Source organism: Flavobacterium selenitireducens (assembly GCF_014748335.1).
Lineage (GTDB): Bacteria > Bacteroidota > Bacteroidia > Flavobacteriales > Flavobacteriaceae > Flavobacterium > Flavobacterium selenitireducens.
The window spans coordinates 275,119-293,732 of record NZ_JAAVIY010000002.1 but is presented as its reverse complement, the minus strand read 5'-3'; the positions used below and the strand labels follow the sequence as shown (position 1 = coordinate 293,732).

Annotated in this window: 14 protein-coding genes, 1 tRNA gene and 1 pseudogene; 4 read left to right on the top strand and 12 right to left on the bottom strand. The window is 47.7% G+C overall.

All coding sequences use genetic code 11. The annotated features are described in order from the left end of the window. Positions 1–8: 8 nt before the first annotated feature. The 6 genes from HC229_RS04820 to HC229_RS04795 form a co-directional block, all read right to left on the bottom strand. Positions 9–680, bottom strand: a complete 672-nt coding sequence (locus HC229_RS04820; RefSeq protein WP_191019328.1) for a succinate dehydrogenase cytochrome b subunit — start codon at positions 678–680, stop codon at positions 9–11. Between the two features lie 113 nt (positions 681–793). Further along, complete coding sequence (locus tag HC229_RS04815) at positions 794–973, bottom strand: hypothetical protein (protein ID WP_191019327.1); 180 nt, start codon at positions 971–973, stop codon at positions 794–796. Beyond that, complete coding sequence (locus HC229_RS04810; RefSeq protein WP_223845523.1) at positions 970–1,443, bottom strand: carboxymuconolactone decarboxylase family protein; 474 nt, start codon at positions 1,441–1,443, stop codon at positions 970–972. The genes HC229_RS04815 and HC229_RS04810 overlap by 4 nt, the downstream gene beginning before the upstream one ends. A 326-nt stretch (positions 1,444–1,769) precedes the next feature. Beyond that, positions 1,770–2,519, bottom strand: a complete 750-nt coding sequence (locus HC229_RS04805) for an SDR family oxidoreductase (protein WP_191019326.1) — start codon at positions 2,517–2,519, stop codon at positions 1,770–1,772. A 245-nt stretch (positions 2,520–2,764) separates the two neighbouring features. Further along, complete coding sequence (locus HC229_RS04800) at positions 2,765–4,882, bottom strand: sigma-54-dependent Fis family transcriptional regulator (RefSeq protein WP_191019325.1); 2,118 nt, start codon at positions 4,880–4,882, stop codon at positions 2,765–2,767. A gap of 443 nt (positions 4,883–5,325) precedes the next feature. Continuing rightward, positions 5,326–5,405, bottom strand: a tRNA-Leu gene (locus HC229_RS04795). A gap of 163 nt (positions 5,406–5,568) precedes the next feature. Between HC229_RS04795 and HC229_RS04790 the strand changes: the two genes are divergently transcribed. The 3 genes from HC229_RS04790 to pth all read left to right on the top strand — a co-directional run bounded on the left by HC229_RS04790 (position 5,569) and on the right by pth (position 8,232). Next, positions 5,569–6,510, top strand: a complete 942-nt coding sequence (locus HC229_RS04790; protein WP_191019324.1) for a ribose-phosphate pyrophosphokinase — start codon at positions 5,569–5,571, stop codon at positions 6,508–6,510. A gap of 24 nt (positions 6,511–6,534) precedes the next feature. Next, positions 6,535–7,143, top strand: coding sequence for a 50S ribosomal protein L25/general stress protein Ctc (locus HC229_RS04785; protein WP_191019323.1), 609 nt, complete (start codon positions 6,535–6,537; stop codon positions 7,141–7,143). Positions 7,144–7,665: 522 nt separating this feature from the next. Beyond that, a complete protein-coding gene (pth, locus tag HC229_RS04780; RefSeq protein ID WP_223845522.1) occupies positions 7,666–8,232 on the top strand; it encodes an aminoacyl-tRNA hydrolase in 567 nt (188 codons plus the stop codon). A gap of 48 nt (positions 8,233–8,280) precedes the next feature. Here pth and HC229_RS04775 read toward each other — a convergent pair whose 3' ends face one another. The 3 genes and pseudogenes from HC229_RS04775 to HC229_RS16590 all read right to left on the bottom strand — a co-directional run. Beyond that, entirely contained in the window at positions 8,281–9,423 is a 1,143-nt protein-coding gene (locus tag HC229_RS04775; protein ID WP_191019322.1) for a GNAT family N-acetyltransferase, read from the bottom strand. Then, positions 9,420–10,337 (bottom strand): polysaccharide deacetylase family protein, encoded by a 918-nt coding sequence (locus tag HC229_RS04770; RefSeq protein ID WP_191019321.1) that lies wholly within the window; start codon positions 10,335–10,337, stop codon positions 9,420–9,422. The genes HC229_RS04775 and HC229_RS04770 overlap by 4 nt, the downstream gene beginning before the upstream one ends. A 322-nt stretch (positions 10,338–10,659) precedes the next feature. After that, positions 10,660–10,779, bottom strand: a pseudogene (locus HC229_RS16590) (AraC family transcriptional regulator); the annotation flags it as partial. A 347-nt stretch (positions 10,780–11,126) separates the two neighbouring features. Here HC229_RS16590 and HC229_RS04765 point away from each other — a divergent pair. Further along, positions 11,127–11,468, top strand: coding sequence for a hypothetical protein (locus HC229_RS04765; protein ID WP_191019320.1), 342 nt, complete (start codon positions 11,127–11,129; stop codon positions 11,466–11,468). Positions 11,469–11,513: 45 nt separating this feature from the next. Here HC229_RS04765 and HC229_RS04760 read toward each other — a convergent pair whose 3' ends face one another. The 3 genes from HC229_RS04760 to HC229_RS04750 all read right to left on the bottom strand — a co-directional run bounded on the left by HC229_RS04760 (position 11,514) and on the right by HC229_RS04750 (position 18,461). After that, positions 11,514–12,734 (bottom strand): zinc-dependent metalloprotease, encoded by a 1,221-nt coding sequence (locus tag HC229_RS04760; RefSeq protein ID WP_191019319.1) that lies wholly within the window; start codon positions 12,732–12,734, stop codon positions 11,514–11,516. 134 nt (positions 12,735–12,868) lie between these two features. After that, positions 12,869–15,613 carry a zinc-dependent metalloprotease gene (locus HC229_RS04755; protein ID WP_191019318.1) on the bottom strand — a complete coding sequence of 915 codons (2,745 nt, stop codon included), beginning with the start codon at positions 15,611–15,613 and terminating at the stop codon, positions 12,869–12,871. A gap of 166 nt (positions 15,614–15,779) precedes the next feature. Next, positions 15,780–18,461, bottom strand: coding sequence for a zinc-dependent metalloprotease (locus HC229_RS04750; protein WP_191019317.1), 2,682 nt, complete (start codon positions 18,459–18,461; stop codon positions 15,780–15,782). Between the last annotated feature and the right edge of the window lie 153 nt (positions 18,462–18,614).

Genomic DNA, 18,614 nt, shown 5'->3' with positions numbered 1-18,614 from the left:
CACGGACATTACCTTATCCATCCGAAATACATCGAGACCGGCATCAATGCTAAAATCGACGGTATCAAAATCGCGAAACAGATTCCCGAAAAATTAATAAGCCCATTGTATTTGTAGTGCAAAAGTCCGAGCGACTGGAACGCGCTCCAAAAGCCATGCAGCAAATGCCAGAAAAGCGAAAAACATCCCAGGACATACAAAATGACTTCAAACGGATTGCTGAATTTCTCGAGCATCATTTCGTAAAGAGGTAATTCTTTCCCGTATTTGAATTGGTTGACTCGATTCGGAATCCAGAAATTCGTAGTGTGAACGATCAGAAACAACAAGATCAGCGTGCCTAACAACGCCATGCTGCGACTGTACCAAGTAGTTCGGGGAACCGGTTTTGAGTATGCGTATCGCACCGGACGCGCATTGCGGTTCTTCTTCCAAAGGTACAATCCCTGAAAAATATGGATCAGGAAACCGAGGACCAACACGATTTCGAGCGTGCGTATTATCGGATTCGTTCCCATGAAATGCGCGCCTATGTTGAACGTTTCGCCTCCGTCGTTATAAAAGATAAGCCCGTTGACGGCCGCGTGCACCACCAAAAAACTGATCAGAAACAAACCCGTCAACGCCATCGTGATTTTCTTGCCGACCGAACTCGTAACAAGTCGAATGAACCATCCCATAATTCAGATGTTTAACAAAAAAGGCGTGGCCCGAATATCCGATTGGTACTTGTGAAATCGCTGTGGACCACTACTAGAAATTCTTGCATGATTTAAAATATTAGAGTTTGCAGTCAATATTCACCGAATTCGGTGGCTTCGAAATCATCCTCGTACATGTGCACGGTTTCTTCGAGATACTCACAACCCTCGGTCGCGTCGTGATGGTGGGCAGGCACGAGGTGATCCGGCCCGAATTCGCTCCTAAAAGGCTTCAGGACGCTTTTCTGGATCAAAAAATTCAAAAAGTTCATCGCTTCGTGTTTTGGATTAATGGAATTGACCTACTTTGTACGAGCCCACGGCTGTCGGGAACGCGATCATAATGCGATTCCAGGTGTTGATTCCCGTCACCGCCATCGTCAAGTCGACAAGTTCCTGTTCGGAAAACTGAGCGATTGCGAGTTCGTATACTTTGTCTGATACATGGCTTTGTGGTAATCGCCTCGGCAAAAGCAAGGGCCGCCCGTTCGCGTTCGGAATAGTAAGGCGCTTCTTTCCAGGCACTCAGACCGTACAAACGCTGCTCGGTTTCGCCATGATGGCGCGCTTCTTTGTAATGCATGTCGAGGCAGTACGCGCAACCATTGATTTGGGAGACGCGAACATCGATAAGCTCGCGCAATGGTTGTTCAATTGAAGATTTGGCTACGTATGCACCGATGCCGAAGAGTGGTTTCACAGCGTCTTTCCCTTTGTCGAAAAAATTAAGTCTTGATTGCATAAGATGATGGTGTTTGTTGATTGTTGTCTGTTGATAGTTGTCTGTTGGTTGTTGTCTGTTGGTTGTTGTCTGTTGATCGTTGTCTGTTGATTGTTGTCTGTGGGAGCTGCGCACTCCATTGCGTCGTTTGTCTTCATTTTCTTGATTTTCAGTATGGCGTTTCGCTGTCCGCCTATTGCCGTGTTGTTGGCCGGATTTTCGCACGGATAATGCGTCCGACGTTGGGCTATCCGAATGCACGAACGGATGGAAAGTGCAAGCCCGTTTACAACCGCCTCGGCAACCTGGCATCCGTCATCTTCGTTAGGACGGACAACAGTGCCTGGTTATTTTTGTGGGCGGTTCGGAAACCATTGCTCGAAAGTGAGCTTACCGAGTTGTGCGTCGTCGTCGGGAACCAACGTCAGGTCATCAATTTTGGCCCCGAAATACAGCGCGTTCGCATCGGCTTTCACTTCGCGTGGATCGTTTGTTTTTTTGAGGTATCGTCGCATGATTTCCGCCAAGGCAAACCGCTCCGGCCCGCCGATCTCCACGATGCCGTTTTCCGGATTTTCGAGCGCGATCTCGGAAACGAAGGTGGCGACGTCCTCGGCTGCGATGGGTTGGATTTTAGCCGTCGAAAGCGTCAAAGTGTCTTCTTTTATGGCAGCGGCGATTCCGCCAAGGAATTCCAAAAATTGTGTGGAATGTATGATCGTAAACGGAATGCCCGATTTTCTGATCAGATCTTCCTGTACCTGCTTGGCGCGGAAATAGCCGCTATCCTGTAAACGGTCTGTCCCGACGACCGAAAGGGCGATGTGGTGTTTTACGTCGGCATTTATTTCGGCGGCAAGGAGGTTCTTTCCTGAAGTCTCGAAGAATTCCATGACGTCTTTGTCTGCGAACGAGGGTGAATTGGACAAGTCGATGACGATGTCGGTTCCTTTGACAGCTTCTGCCAAACCTTCGCCGGTTACGGTATTGATTCCGGTTGAAGGCGACGCGGCGATCACTTCGTGTCCCAGCTCGCGCAATTTTGCGGTTGTTTTGCTTCCGATAAGGCCTGTCGCCCCAATAATTAAAATTTTCATGATTTCATTGTTTTTAAGTTGTGATACGATTTTCGCATTGATTACTTCCCATAAGCCAAACGCCGTGCCACCCAAGTAACACATTGACAATCATTTATTTAACTGAATTGCTTTTTGTCAGATTTCACTTTATTCAGTGAAAGCACTTTTGTCATCACGTTATTTGAGGAAAGCGGGCCGTTACAGGATGTCACAAAAAAATCCCGTCTTCGAGGAAAACGGGATTCGGGTATATCGATCGGAAATTACGCCTTGAAGTAATCGGCTTTTTCGATTTTGAGCTTTTTCATTTTGGAATGCAGGGTGTTGCCGGGAATGTCGAGCACCTCGGCCGCACTGCCCGGGCCGGAGATCTTTCCGCGGCAGCGCTTAAGCGTCGATATGATGAAATCACGCTCCATTTGTTCATAGGTACGGTCGAAAATTTGAGGTTTGACCGTATTGGAATCCGTCCGCTTCGGGATATAAACTTCCCGCAACGTATTGTCCGAAGCCATCAGTACGCTGCGTTCGATAAGGTGCTCAAGTTCGCGCACATTCCCCGGCCAAAGGTAACTGCGCAATTGCTGGAAAGCCGCCGGCGAAATGCGCGTGATGTGGCGGCCCGAATTCTTGTTGTATTTGGACACGAAAAAATTTGCAAGTGCCTCGATGTCTTCCATGCGGTCGCGCAAAGGCGGCAGTTCGATAGGAAATACGTTCAGCCTGTAAAAAAGGTCGGACCGGAAGCGGCCCGCCTTGACCTCTTCGTCGAGATCGCGGTTGGTGGCGGCGATGATCCTGACGTCGACCTTGATCGTGTCCTTGCCGCCGACGCGTTCGAGCTCGCGCTCCTGTAACACACGCAATAGTTTGACCTGGGCCTCGAGCGGCATTTCTCCGATCTCATCGAGAAAAAGCGTGCTGTTGTTGGCCAATTCGAATTTTCCGATCCGGCGTTCGACAGCTCCTGTGAACGCGCCTTTCTCGTGTCCGAAAAGTTCACTTTCGATAAGATTGGCAGGCATTGCGGCACAATTTACCTTGATCATCAGACGGTCTTTTCGCGGAGATGCGTTATGGACGGCACGCGCGATAAGCTCCTTTCCTGTCCCGGTTTCTCCGAGGACGAGCACGGTAGAATTTGAATCGGCGACAAGCGACATCAGGCGATATACGATTTGCATCGCCTCCCCTGACCCGATGATGTCCGAGAAGTTGTAGATGCTCTTGATTTGCTCTTTGAGATAGACATTTTCCTGTTCGAGTTGCTGTTTGTAAAGCAGCACTTTTTCGTTGGCGATGATATTTGCCATCGCCGTCGAGATCTGGGCGCAGATTCCTTTCAGGAGCTGGACGTTGACTTCGTCCGTGGCGAGCCAGAGAATCCCGAGATTGACATCTGCGTGACGCAACGCAATGCCTACGAGACTGCGAAATCCGACTTGCTTCCAAAGCTTGAGGTATTTCGAAGTAACGCCTCTGTTGATTTCGATATCGATGTTGAACAGCAACGGAATGTAACTTTCCAATACGCGATTTTGCAGGCCGTCGTCTATCGGAAACTTCGATTGCAGTACTTCGGAAAGCAGCGCCTGATCTGATATTTCCAAACTTGTGTCATAAAGATACGTGCTCATCGTTTGGTTGTCGTCGTTGATTTTTCGGATGACGTAACCACGCAACGAATTGAGTTTGGACAACGCATTGCGTACCGCCGCTTGGAGATCGTTCTTATCGCGTACGGCTGCGACGTCCTGGCTGAAATCGAGCAGGAAGGATTTTTCGGATTCTTTTTTCTGAAGCTCTTCGTTCTTGATGATATTCGACACGGCCACGGAAAGTTGGGGCGCAATTCCTTTGATGATGTTTCGGAACTCCTCCGTAAAGGTTTTGGTGTTGTTTGAGTAAATGTGGATAAAACCCATCGGTTTTTCTTCGTTCCAGAGTGTCGCCATCAAAATTTCACGCACGCCCCTATCGTAATTGACCTTGAGAAAAGAAGGGCTTTGAGGTTGGTCCATCACATCGTTGAGGTAAAATGAAACAGGCCCGTCGGAGGCCAGGACGGCTTTTATGAACGGTTCGTTGAGGTTGAAATGTGATTGGGTCAAACCGTCGTATGCGTCGTGATCGCGTATCGGCGAACGCTCATTGTCGAGAAGAAACGGTGTGTAGGTTTCGTCTTTGGGATCGATAAGCGTGACGATGGTGTGCGTGAACTCGAAAAACGCCCTGATCCGCTTCGTAAAAAGGATGATGAGATCGTTCTTTTCACGGACTTTCGTGATGTCCTTAGCCAGGTCGAGCAAAATGAGACTTTGCTGCTCAAGTGACGAATTATCGGTTGCGTTCTTTTGCGTTGTCCTCTGTTTTTTGTCCATAAACGGAAAGCCGACTTATTGATAACGTGCTGTTTGGAAATGCGTTGGGGAAGAATCGGCGGCACTAATTTACGGAAATAGGATGAGAGTTGGTGCGGTTGCTTTGATCCCGTAAACCCAAAAGTTTGACCCAGCCCAAAACAAAAAAACCTCCCAAAAAAGGAGGTTTTGTACCCGGGGCCGGCAACCTAAATAGGTTTGAGCCGGCGCCAAACAAAAAAACCTCCCAAAAAGGAGGTTTTGGCCGGCAACCTAAAATGGTTTGAGCCCGCACCAAACAAAAAAACCTCCCAAAAAGGAGGTTTTGTACCCGGGGCCGGCAACCTAAATAGGTTTGAGCCGGCGCCAAATAAAAAAACCTCCCAAAAAGGAGGTTTTGGCCGGCAACCTAAAAAGGTTTGAGCCCGCACCAAATAAAAAAACCTCCCAAAAAGGAGGTTTTGTACCCGGGGCCGGGCTCGAACCGGCACGGTTTCCCACAGGTGTTTGAGACCAGCGCGTCTACCAATTCCGCCACCCGGGCATTTGATCTGGTATAACCGTTTCGTGGCTGCAAATGTATAAATAAATCTTTATCTGCAAACAAAATTTACGCGATTTTATTCGTTTTTCATCAGATTTAATTTCTAAATTTGCACCTCGTTTACAAAACGAGCACACAACTAACTACTTAACAACACATAACGATGTCGCATCACGAACCGGAAGCCAAAATTTTCGCGTGTACGCAAAGCACCTACCTTGCCGAGAAAATCGCCGCATCATATGGCGCTCAGCTGGGTAAAGTAACGTTCTCTGAATATAGCGATGGCGAATTCCAGCCGTCTTTTGAAGAATCGATCCGCGGGATCAGGGTCTTTTTGGTTTGTTCGACTTTCCCAAGTTCGGACAATCTGATGGAGCTGTTGCTCATGATCGATGCCGCCAAACGCGCCTCTGCCCGTCACATCACGGCTGTCATTCCTTATTTCGGATGGGCACGCCAGGACAGGAAAGACAAGCCGCGTGTCCCGATAGGCGCAAAACTCGTAGCCAAGTTGCTCGAAACCGCCGGAGCCACACGCATCATGACGATGGATTTACACGCCGACCAGATCCAGGGATTTTTCGAAAAACCTGTTGATCATTTGTTCGCCTCGACAATCTTCTTGCCTTATGTAAGAAGCCTGAACTTGGAGAACCTGACGATAGCTTCGCCTGATATGGGCGGATCGAAAAGGGCCTATGCGTATTCGAAGTTTTTGGAATCGGATGTTGTGATTTGCTATAAACAACGAAAGGCTGCGAACATCATCGAATCGATGGAACTCATCGGGGAAGTCAAAGGTCGCAATGTGATCTTGGTAGATGATATGATCGACACCGGCGGAACGCTCGCAAAAGCGGCCGACCTGATGATCGAAAAAGGAGCGCTCAGCGTCCGCGCGATCTGTACGCATGCCATCCTTTCGGGATCGGCTTACGAAAAGATCGAACAGTCGCAATTGACGGAATTGATCGTCACCGATTCGATTCCGCTAAAAAAACAGTCGCCTAAAATCAAGGTGGTAAGCTGTGCCGATTTGTTTGCCGATGTCATGAAAATGGTACAGGAGAACAAATCCATCAGCAGTAAATTTGTAATTTAATTTTTTTAACATAATTCTTATACAATGAAATCGATTACGATTAATGGATCAGAAAGAGAAAACGTAGGCAAGTCTTCGACTAAGTCGCTACGTGATGCTGGAATGGTTCCGTGCGTAGTTTACGGCGGCGACAAACCAGTTCACTTCTCTGCAGAAGAGAAATCTTTCAAAAACCTGGTTTACACTCCTAACGCGCACACTGTCGTGCTCGAACTTGGCGGGAAATCAATCAACGCTATCCTTCAGGATATCCAGTTTCACCCAACGTCGGATAAAATCCTTCACATCGACTTCTTCCAGTTGAACGAGAAGAAAGAAATCACGATGGAAGTGCCTGTGAAAATTACAGGAACGTCTCCAGGTGTACTTGGTGGTGGAGTTTTGCGTTTGAATACACGTAAATTGAAAGTGAAGGCGCTTCCTGCCGATCTTCCTGATTTCGTGAACGCTGACATTTCGGAACTTCAAATGGGTAACAAATTGTACGTTACGAAACTCGTTTCTGACAAATACAAATTGATGCACCCTGACAACACTGTCGTTGCTCAAGTACGTATCTCTCGTGCGGCTATGAAAGCGGCCCAGGAAGCGGCAAAAGCTGCAAAAGCTCCTGCAAAAGGAAAGAAAAAGTAATCAAACCGGCTGTAAGCGTTAGGCAATATGCTTTAGGCTTTCTTCCGAACCCAATAAGCCTCGTTGAAAGACGGGGCTTTTTTTATGGACGTGTTTGGCGGGGCGTGATCGGGTTGGGACAGTTTGAAGAATTAAGATTTTTTACGTTTTTTCTGTATGGGTTGGAGGTTGGATTCCGATATTTTTACGGGTGGGTGGTGGCGGCTTTTTTTGCTATCAGAAATTTCTGATTTTCTTTTTGAAGCCATTCCGGCTGGCCCGCTTCCAGCTTTCTCAAAACCGCCAGTTTTTGCCCAGTTTGGCAATAGCTTCCGCTGGGCGCTTTGCCAAACCGGGCAAAATCAAGGCGTTTTCTTCAAAAGGCTAGCCGCTTGCATCCGGGCTATTAACTTCGCGATCCCCAAATCAATTATGTGAATGAAATTGGCCGCGATCTTTGCCTTTCGCCCTTCGACTTCCTATTTTTGCGACATGAACTTTCTTTCGAGACTATTTTCCAAACCAAAAGACGATTTTGATCCAATGAAGAAATTTTTAATCGCCGGTCTCGGCAACATCGGCGCCGATTACGTCAACACACGTCACAATATAGGATTTAAAGTCCTTGATTTTTTGGCCAGGAAAGAAGGTTTGTCATTCGAGACCGTCAAACTGGGATCGGTTGCGGAATACAGCTTCAAAGGCCGAAAGTTCGTATTGCTGAAGCCCAACACTTACATGAACCTCAGCGGGAAAGCCGTCCAACACTGGATGCAAAAAGAAAACATTCCAATTGAAAACGTTCTCGTCATAACGGATGACCTTAACCTTCCGTTTGGCACGATCCGCATCAAACCAAAAGGAAGCGACGGCGGCCATAATGGGCTTAAGAACATCAACCAGGTTTTGAATACCCAAAATTACACGCGCTTCCGGTTCGGGATTTCCGACGAGTTCAAGAAAGGCCAACAGGTCGATTACGTGCTCGGCGAATGGTCGCCGGAAGAAGAAGCGAAGTTGCCCGAGCGACTCGAAATTTCGGTAGAAATCATCAAATCTTTCGGGACAGCGGGCCTGGAACACACCATGAGCGGATTCAACGGCAAGTAATCCGCAAATCGCATATCGAATAACTCAAAATTCTTCCCAGCAAATCGACTATGCAAACGAACAATCGCCATCTCCGAAATTCATCCTTGTCGACTCAAAGCCGGATGTACCGAAAGCTTTTGAGATAATCGAATGTTTCACTTTTTTGGTCGTATAAAGGAACACATATGACTTCTTAAATTCGGCGCAAATACGTTCGTCATAACAAATGATTTCCCTTACGTCTTGGGAGATTGCGTGGAGTTTGATCACATCGGAGATCAACGCGTCATGACCGTCGACAGCGTCAAAATACGTGAAGAGTACTTTTAGCACATAGTTTCGCCTTTGGAGAACCAGAAAACCGACGCACTTTCCGTCCTGAATAATCTTGAGATACGAAAAACCAAAATCCTTATCGTAAATTGAAAATTCGTACCGCTCTTTTTTTGTAAAATCAAGTAGAGGCGCCGCCTGAACCCAATTGTAAGCTTTAAGCCACTCGAAAAATTCGTCACTTTTGTCGGAAAGGTCATTTTTGCCGGTTCGGTCGATCAACTCGCGAACTTCGGAGTCGATCGCGCTCTGGTATTCAATCACAAGATTTTTCTTCAAACGCGACGCCATCATCTTTCGCTGGAGTTCGAGCCTGAGGTTGATGAACACATTGGCAAGGCGGTCGACGGCGTTAAAAAGTCCCGACATTTTTTTCAGTTTCGGGAACAGAGCGGGAAGCACGAACGTAAGATTGCTGCGCAGCACCGCCTTCAGCCCGTGATTGTTCTTGAGCGTGGTAAAATATCCTGAACTGTCGTACACTCTTTTTGCACTCGGCGTGAACTGGGAGATCCCGATAAAACCATCGTTGGCTTCGTACATCGTATTCAATATCGCACGTCCTATGCCCGTGCCCTTCGTCTTGGGATGAACCCACCAGGTCGAGAGCCATCCGATTTTCATTTGGCGTTGACCGATGTTTACCTTGTCGACGAACAAGCCCATATATCCAACCAACTCATTGTTCAAATAAGCAAGCAGCAGCACGATGTCGTCGTCCTGGAGATGCGGGTTCTTGTAATGAGCCGACAAACGGTGTTTGCTAATCGCCAGGAACGACTGCGTCCAGAATTCCCTGTCGTGCAACAAGCCGGGAACATCCACTTTCTTTATTTTCTTAATCTCAATCATGATCTGCTGATGTTGTACTTTCAAATGATCTTATTAAAGTATTTGTAGAGGTTTTCCATGACGATTTGTTTGCGTGTCGCTTTGGCGGGATGTTCCAGCGAAAACCGTTGGATGATTCGGCTGGAAATGTCTTTTTTCAGACCCGAGTTCCCGAACAGCACGATATCGGGATCGTATTCCAATAATTCGCGCAACAACTTCCCCGAAATCGCTTTATCCGAAAAAGGAAACGCAAAAAACGAATATTCGATCCCGAAATTACTTCTGAGCCACTCAACAGAGTTAATGATTTCGCTTTTCTGTTCATCGTGCGTCAACTGTTGCAACGGCGGATGCGACATGGTGTGGCCGCCAAAATAGAATCCGTCCGCCATCATTTGGCGTATCTGGTCTTTTGTGATATAAGGCGTGTGCTGCTTCAAATACTTATCCATGTCCATGTCCATCAGCGAAAGCACTTGCGCGATCTTTTCCCTTTCGGAAAATTGGATACCGATGAATTTTCGCTTAAAATCTTCTACCGATGTATAGGTAAACGAAAAAATGGCGCCGATGCGATCCAACACAGACTTTTCAAAACCCGTTTCCTTAAGTCGCGAAATAATGGCGCTGATGGAATGTTTGTACAAGCCCGCCTGATTGTCGACAAAATCAGGGTTGACGAAGAACACAGCGCTGATACCGTTGTCTTTGAGGATAGGATAGATTACGGAGTACACTTCGTGCAAACCGTCGTCGAACGTCAGCAGGAAATGGTTGTCCGGCAGTTTGCCCGATAAAAGACGCGACGGTTCCAGCGGACGGTAATTTTCCAAAAGAATCTTCACATCGGCTAAAAACTGAGCCGTGTTTTTATACGGATAAAGATTTTCGATATGTGGCACCGCATCGTCACGGACAATATGATAATACGGGAAAATCGTCTGTTTTTTGAACATCGGCAAAAAGCCTGGACCCGATATTATATATAGTGCTTGCTTTACGATTCCCATAATTGCCTTTCATGCGCAAATGCGACTTGTTCGTTGTTTCGACCGTTCGATTTTCCGGACTTCATAAAACGGTCAAAGTTCCCAACCCGACAAACTTCGCCAGATTTGCCCGTTCATTCACTTTTTTTCCAAAATTAACTTATTATTCATGCCCGTTCAAAAAAGAAACGAGATTCTGGAAAATCAATTGATCACGGATCGGTATTGCCTGCGATATTCCGAAGCGCTTTTGCCCGTCAGCTCCCGGAAAGTTTTGTTGAAGTAACTAATCGGTAAAACCACAGTGCGGAAGATTGCTGCCGATGAGAATCAGATCCCCATCGCTATAATACGAAACGTGGCTGCCGATTTGGCGCTTGCCCGAACCTCCGTTCACGTAAACCAACTCGCATATAAATATGAAAATCCGATGCTAACGTCACGCCCTCGACATCGGTAATTTTACATCATCAGAAGTTCAACTTAAATTCAAGCATTATGGAACTTGTAATGAAATTCGGTTTGGTCAGGCGATGTTGTTCGGATGGCATTTTCCGCGTTCGCAAACGCTTCAGACTTTTCACTTCGCATCAAAAACGCGTCGGGCAGAAATGTCAGCTTTTCGGTATTAGATGCCCAAAATGTAGTCTTGTCGCTCTATAGTCATAGCGAAGATCTTTTGTTTCGCGAAAAAATCAAGTCCGACGACGCATCTCCAGAACGTACGACCTGACGCAGTTTCAATCAGGAACCTACGTGCCCGAAGCCGAATCTGCTAAAAAAATCGCCCGTTACGAAATTACCGTCGACGAAAATACGGCGAAAATTGGAGAAGCGGTCAAAGCCGAAGTCAAGAAACCGGTCCTTGTAAAAAAGACCAATGAGCGTGTGGCGATGAGCATCATCAACATCGAACAAACACCGGTAAAAATCGCGATTTACGACGAAAGCGGAGCCGAAGTGTTTCAAACCACATTACCGGCAAATGTGAGCGTGATCAAAATGTTCCATTTTGCAAACGTCGGGTACGGAAACTACACGTTCGTTTCACGATACAGCAATAAAACCTTTACCGATTCGATCAAAATCGGCAACTGATTACCCTAAAAGTTAGCTAAGAAAACCCTCTGTAATTAGAGAGTTTTATTTTTTGACAAGTTTGTCGGACTTGAGAAGGGCGCCGTCAATCCCGTAGATGCGTAACAGGTAAACACCCTGAGTGAAATTTTCGAGACCGATCGTATTTTCTTTTTGATCTGTCACGACGGTCTTCAGCAACTGCCCGTTGGCGGTGTAAATTTCTATATATCCAAGCGAGGCAGATTGAGAGCGCAACGCCACGAATTTGTCGGCGGGATTCGGATAAATCGAAATTCCCTTTTCTACAGCAAGATCCTTCGTCCCCAAAAGAGACATGCGTGCCGTGGAAAGCGTGGCCTGCACAATGGCCTTTTGGTCGTCGGTGAAGAATGCCATGGCTTCATCATTAACGTAATCCATGAAGTTCATGAACATCGCGCCATTTTCATCGGGTTGGCACATATTGCTGTTTTCGGGATAGGTCGGATTTCCAAAATGCGGATCGTTTATCGATGGAATATCCCCGACGTGATCGTCATTCGTCATGTCACCGCAAGCCGATCCATCTTCTCCCCACGGATGCGACAGTCCAAAATAGTGACCCAATTCGTGCACGATCGTGCGTCCTTTGTTAAAAGGCGGTATGGCCGAACCATCGCAACCGACCGTTTTATATGATATGCACAAGCCGTCGTAAGGTTGGCCAGCGGCAGCAGGAGGTGTTCCGAATCCAAGGTAGCCGAATGTCTGGAATCTGCCGATCCAGATGTTCAGGTATCGCGAAGTGTCCCAGGCGGGTTGACCGGCGTCCGTGTAATATTGCGTTTCCAGATCGAAGCCGGGAGCAACCAATTTTCGTGTTATTCCTGTAGCGGGCTGTCCGTTGGGATCGACCGTCGCCTTGACGAAACAGATTTCCATATCGGAGGCATGGCACTGGAAAGCTTGGGGAACAACGGTCGCGAAATCAGTATTCATCCGCCTGAAATCAGCATTCATCGAAGCCAATTGCGAATTGATTTGTTCGTCGGTAATGTTCTGGACATCGTTTTTGTACAGGACGTGAAATACGACCTTTATCGTAGTGATGCTGTTCGGCGTGTTGGTCACCGAATTTTTACTGTGAGACCTCGCGTCGCTGAGAAGCGCTTTGTTGGCCTGATGGCGTGCCTTGAAATTCGCATCCTGCTCCAACTGGGCAATCTTTTCGCCAGAGCCGCAGTGGCGCTGAGCCGAAAGGGTCACGATGCAAAAAAGGCCTAAAAGAGTAAAGAGTTTATTCATAGCCGCTTATCTGGGTCAAAACTATTTAAAATAATACGACCGCGATTATTTAATCGACCAGTGACCGGAACAATCGACGTAAACAAAAAAAGGGAGACGAAACGCCTCCCTTATTGTATTTATTTGTAAGAAGATTACTCTACTACAATTCTCTTCGTGGTTTTGCTGGCACCGTTTTGAACCGTCACGAGATAAACGCCTGACTGAACAGATGGCAACTGAAGATTTTCTTCGAAGATACCGGCAGCGTCAAACTTCTTCGTGAAGATGGTTCTTCCCTGGATGTCGTGAACGTTGATGTTGATATCGTTCGTTCCGTTTGGCGTGAATTTCACGTTGAATGTTCCATTATTCGGGTTCGGATACAGGCTGAAATCTGCCAACTCGAAATTATCAGTGGACAATACAGCTGTCGTGGTCGTAGAACAAATGTTTACAGAGAAACCATTGAATGTACCACTGTTAGGCAACGTAAGGTCGGCAACTACCAATCTCCAATCGCCTGCCGATTGCGTTCCGTTAAAGATACTCAAGGCGTTCAAAGGAGCAATTGTGGTATTTCCAGTTTGGATACCCGTACATGTAAACGCAGATCCCTGATCATCAAATGTAGTGTTCATTCCGCCTCCGGTAAAGAACTGGGAGCAACCTTGCTGATAAAGGATTCGGATCCCGGCAACCGTAAGTGGACCCGGTGGATGGATTCCTACGTAAAGGTCATTTATTCTCGGGTGTGTAATATTCACGCCTACGTTTACATCCGAAATGGTAACATTCTGACCTGCCGGAACGTTTACGACACCTTGTACCGACCAAGTTGGTGGATTTGCACCCGCGATAGGTGTTGCCTGGTTAGACGTATATGTGTTACAAGTCGTAGTTGTAGTAAGGGTATATCCGATAGCGAATGAAGGTGATACTGCATAGAAAATGTTCCCGACGGCTTCAACCATGATCCGGCAGTATGGAGCCGCAGTGGCCGGAACCGTAATGGCTTCTGTTCCGTCGTTTGGCGTATTCGACACAAGCGGAACGAATGTCGCACCCGCATCATACGAAATAAGAATGTTTACCGCAGACGTATTGATGCCGTTAGCTGTTGTCCCTGCAACATCCCATGTAATCGTCTTGGATGTTCCCTGAATCCAGGATTCATTTGTAACGTTCGGATACGTCACGCGGAAAGGACCGGCAGTCGCATTTACGGTAAGAACCGTCTCATCTGTATTCGTTTGTTGATACTGGTTCGGTGCGATGTGGTTATCGCGGGCCGTCAAGGTAAAAGTCAACGTACGCGCCACATTGGAAACTGTTTCCCATGCATTGGCCGTTGAACCGCCCAAAACGGTTTGGAAGTTCGGCATGTAACGATTCGGGGACGTTGTAGGCATCACAGTACGGAAGTTAGGCCCATTGGTTTTGGTAGGCGAAACAAACGAGTTGTTGAACGCTGTCGTTTCGTCGCCTGAGACGTTTGCATCGTCGTTCTGCTCCCACGTATAAGTCAAGGCATCTCCTTCAGCATCGGTAGCCGATCCCTTAAGTACAAACGGTGTTCCTTTAGGAATGGTGTAGTTTGGTCCGGCGTTTACTGTCGGTGGTGTGTTATTGGTCGATACACTCACCGGACATGTTTTATTGGCCATGTTGTTTTGGATCTGAAGAATACTTCTATAAGTAAAGTAAGCGTCAGAATTCAACTGAACATTTGCGGTACCGGCTAATCCGGCATATGCCATGATAGAAGAACCGCTTCCAGGCTCCACATTTACCGAATTATTTTCAGTCGTGAACGAATGGGTGTGGTTACCGCCCAATTGGTGACCGATTTCGTGAGCGACATAATCTACGTCGAACGCATCGCCTTCAGGGACTTCGTCTGCAGGAGACGTAAATCCGCGACCCTTGCCAGTTTCGCAGACGCATCCGATACAACCTGCGTTTCCTCCTCCACCGCTTGCACCGAAAAGGTGACCGATGTCGTAATTCGCATTTCCGATGATGTTGGTCAGCGTAGACTGCAATTCGTCATTCCACAATGCCGGGCTCGGAGGGTTACCGATACCACCGACACCTTCCTCAGCATCCGAATACGGGTCTGTTGCCGGATTTGTAAAAATGACAAGGTTATTGTTGGCGATGATGTTCATACGGATTGACAAATCTTTCTCCATGATCCCGTTGACACGAGCCATCGTCTCATTCATCGCAGCCAAAGCGCCGGCCGCGCCACCGTGATACTGGGCGTATTCCCCTGTACACGACAAGGCGAGACGCATAGTCTTGAACGATTGGTTGTTCGAAAGTGCTGCCGTCACTGATCTGTTGACATCCTGGCTCACGGCGACATCTTCAGTTCCGCAAGTCCAAGGAAGAGTTCCTTTAGTTCTTGACTGAGCGTCTATAACCAGATAAACCGAGCGGTCGGTTGTGTAAGGCTCGATGAATTCCGCCGATTGACCGGCACGCAAAACCATCGTTTTTACACCTCTCGGCGAAACGCTCATGTTCAACGTTGCTCCCGCATCGGTCAAACTTTTACCTATATAAGAACGGATTTCAGGATATTGCGCCTGCAACTCAGGTGCGAAGTTGGAGTTTTCCCAAACCAGAAACTGCTCGATCTGTCCTTTTGCATTCGGAACGGAGATTTGGACTCCTGCGCTTCCGGAAAATCTGTCTGCAGCTCCAGAAAGTGTTTCTTGTAGTTGTGTTTGGTTAATTGTGTAAAGGCGCTGGGTATCGGCAAGAGCACCTGAACGAATCGCCTGTCGACCGGTTAGTTTGTCCGCACCAGCCTTTTGCCAAGGCGATCCTTTCTGAGCCGAAACGGTTCCGGCTGAAAGTGCCAACGCTAAAAAGAGTAACGTTTTTTTCATTATAGTTTAAATTTTCCCAAATGTATTGGTTTTTTATTTAGAATCGAAATAATATAAGTCGTTGACTGCGTGGTTTAACATATCAGCACATTAGATCTTGAGATACGGTTTGTTTTCAATAAAAAAAGCCACCCGTTACGGATGGCCTTTAAATTTGATGTTGCGATTACTTTATGGATATTTTCCGAACTTCTTTGTGATCCCCTTCCTGTACGGTCACGAGATAAACTCCTGATTGCACCTGGTTGAGTTGGATGTTCTGGGCAAAGAAGCCGCTGTTCCCGTATTTGTTTTCGAAAACTTTCCTGCCTCTGATATCATGCACGTAAACCGATACGTCGCTCGATCCCTTCGGCGTGAATTGCACTGTGAAGTTTCCGTTGTTCGGATTCGGGTAAATCGCAAAGTCGGACAACCCGAAATCTCCGGTTGACAATTGCGGCACAGTGCGGCAAATGATCAGCGACCAGGAATTCACGCTTCCGGTATCCCCTACGTAAAAATCAGTAGCAGATAACGTCCATGTTCCGGCCTGCGGCTTGCCATTGTATACGTATAAAGGAGATGACGGGCTGAAAGTTCCGGTCATTCCCGCAGCACAAGTAAATGCCGGGCTTCCGTCGCTGAGCGTAACGTTAAAATCGTTGTTTCCTGCACAGGCGCGGTTCCATACTTTTGAAAGCGTTCCATCAGGATGCGTAACGCCAAGCACGAGGTCATTCGGATAGGTATGTGCCACGTTCAACGACACGTTAAGATCATTGATGACGCCATCTCCCGCAGGCACGACAATCGTATTGGTTCCGACTGGACCAGGCGTTTCAGCGCCGACGCCGTCCGGAATCGTGAGTGCTCCCGTGCTGGAGTAAGTCGTACATTCCGAAGAAAGTGTATATCCGATAGCGAAATTAGGAGAAACCGCGTAGAAGATGTTTCCGACCGATTCCACCATGAATCGGCAAAATGGAGCCGAGACGTTAGGTATCGTAATGGCTTCCGTACCATCGTTTGGCGTATTCGCTGCGATCGTTGTCCAGGTCGCACCCATGTCCGATGAAAACAAAATGTTCACGTTCGCCGTATTTACCGGCGCTGCCGTTGTTCCCGCGACGTTCCAAGTCAAGGTAAAAGGCGCGCTCTGAACCAGGCTTTGGTTGACTGCAGGAGAAGTTACCGTGAAAGGACCGGCAGTTGCGTTTACCGTAACGACCATGGCATCGGTATTGGTTTGTCCGCCGCCTGCGACATTGTCACGAACGGTAAGTGTAAAGTTCGATGTCCTGGCCACCGTACTGACCGACTCCCATGTCGTGCTCAGGTATCCGTTAAGGACACTGGAAAAGGCCGGCATGTAGCGAACGGGTGTATCGACAGGTGGCAACGAGCGAAAATTAGGCCCTGTCAGCTTAGTTGGAAATGCAAAGCTGTCGGCGCCGTCGCTCTGGAAATTAGCATTGTCGTTTTGCTCCCAGCAATAGGTCAATCCTTCGTTTGTAGCATCTGTAGCAGAACCGCTGAGTTTAAACGCCGTTCCTTTCGGAATCGTGTAGTCGGCACCTGCATCGACGGTAGGTGCTCCGTTTGTCAACGTCGTATTGACAGGGCACGTCTTCGAAGCCATATTGGTTTGCACCTGTAGAATGCTGCGGTAAGCGAAATAATCGTCAGAATTTGATTGTACGTCAGTACTTCCGGTGATTCCGGCATAACCCATAATTGTAGATCCGCTGCCAGGCTCAATATTCACACCGGCACCTTCGAGACCTACAGAGAACGTGTGGTTCGCCCCAAACTGATGCCCCATTTCGTGGGCAACGTAGTCGATATCGAACGTGTCGCCTTCCGGAATTCCATTGGCAGGCGAGGTAATCCCGGATCCTTTGGCAGTTGCCAGATCACCCGTTCCGACCGGGCTGACGCAAACGCATCCGATACAGCCGGCATTTCCGCCGCCTCCGGTTGCACCGAACAAGTGTCCGATGTCATAATTCGCCTCACCTATCGTAGCGGTCAGGTATTCCTGAAGCTCGAGGTTCCAGTTGTCGATACCGGTCGCTGGAGAATACGGATCGTTCGCCGGGTTCGTGAACACCAGCACGTCGTTGTTCGCGATGAGATTCAGGTGGATCGCAAAATCGTTCTCAAAAACGCCGTTACAACGTGTCATCGTTGCATTCATAGCTTCGATTGCGCCCGCGCTGCCTCCGTGATACTGGGCGTATTCGCCCGTACACGACAAAGCGAGACGCATGGTTTTCAAAACGCCGGTGTTGGCCAAAGCCGTTTGGTTGTTGCGCGAGAATTCATCTGTGATCGCAACATCCTCGGTGGTACAAACCAACGGAAGTTTCCCGGGACGTCGTGTCTTTGAATCGAAAATCACATAAGTATTCCGGTCTGTAGTGTAAGGTTCGATAAATTCGGTTCCGCGATTGGCTCTCATGACCATCGTCTGGATGCCTTTCGGGCCGACGCTAAAGTGAAGTGTGGCAGATTTATCTGTAATCCCTTTGCCGACGTACGCCCGTATTTCAGGGAATCGCGCCTGGAGTTCCGGAGCGAAATTGGAATTTTCCCATACGCGGTAACGCTCGAGTGCTCCATCCATATTTGGGATAAGGACCACGACGCCTTCGTTCGATGAAAATCGGCTGGAGACGTTCTGGAGCGACTGCCTCAGCGCGCTTATATCGATCTGATATAGATTTTGTTCTTCGCCTTCAGCTACCGGCCTGATGAGCGAACGCCCGTCCGCTTTGCTGGCCGGAACCTTTGTCCATGACGACTTTTGGGCGCTCAATTGCCCAACCGTTACCGCCAAAGCTAAAAAAAGTAATGTTTTCTTCATTTTTTCATAGTTATGGTATTCTAACAAAAATAACATTTTATTTGACTTACCAAACGTTAACTTCCTCTTTTTGAATCGTTTTTGAAACGATGGTTCGCGATACCTCAATTTATTTCGGAAAATGGCGGTTGGTTTTTGCTTGCGATTCAAACT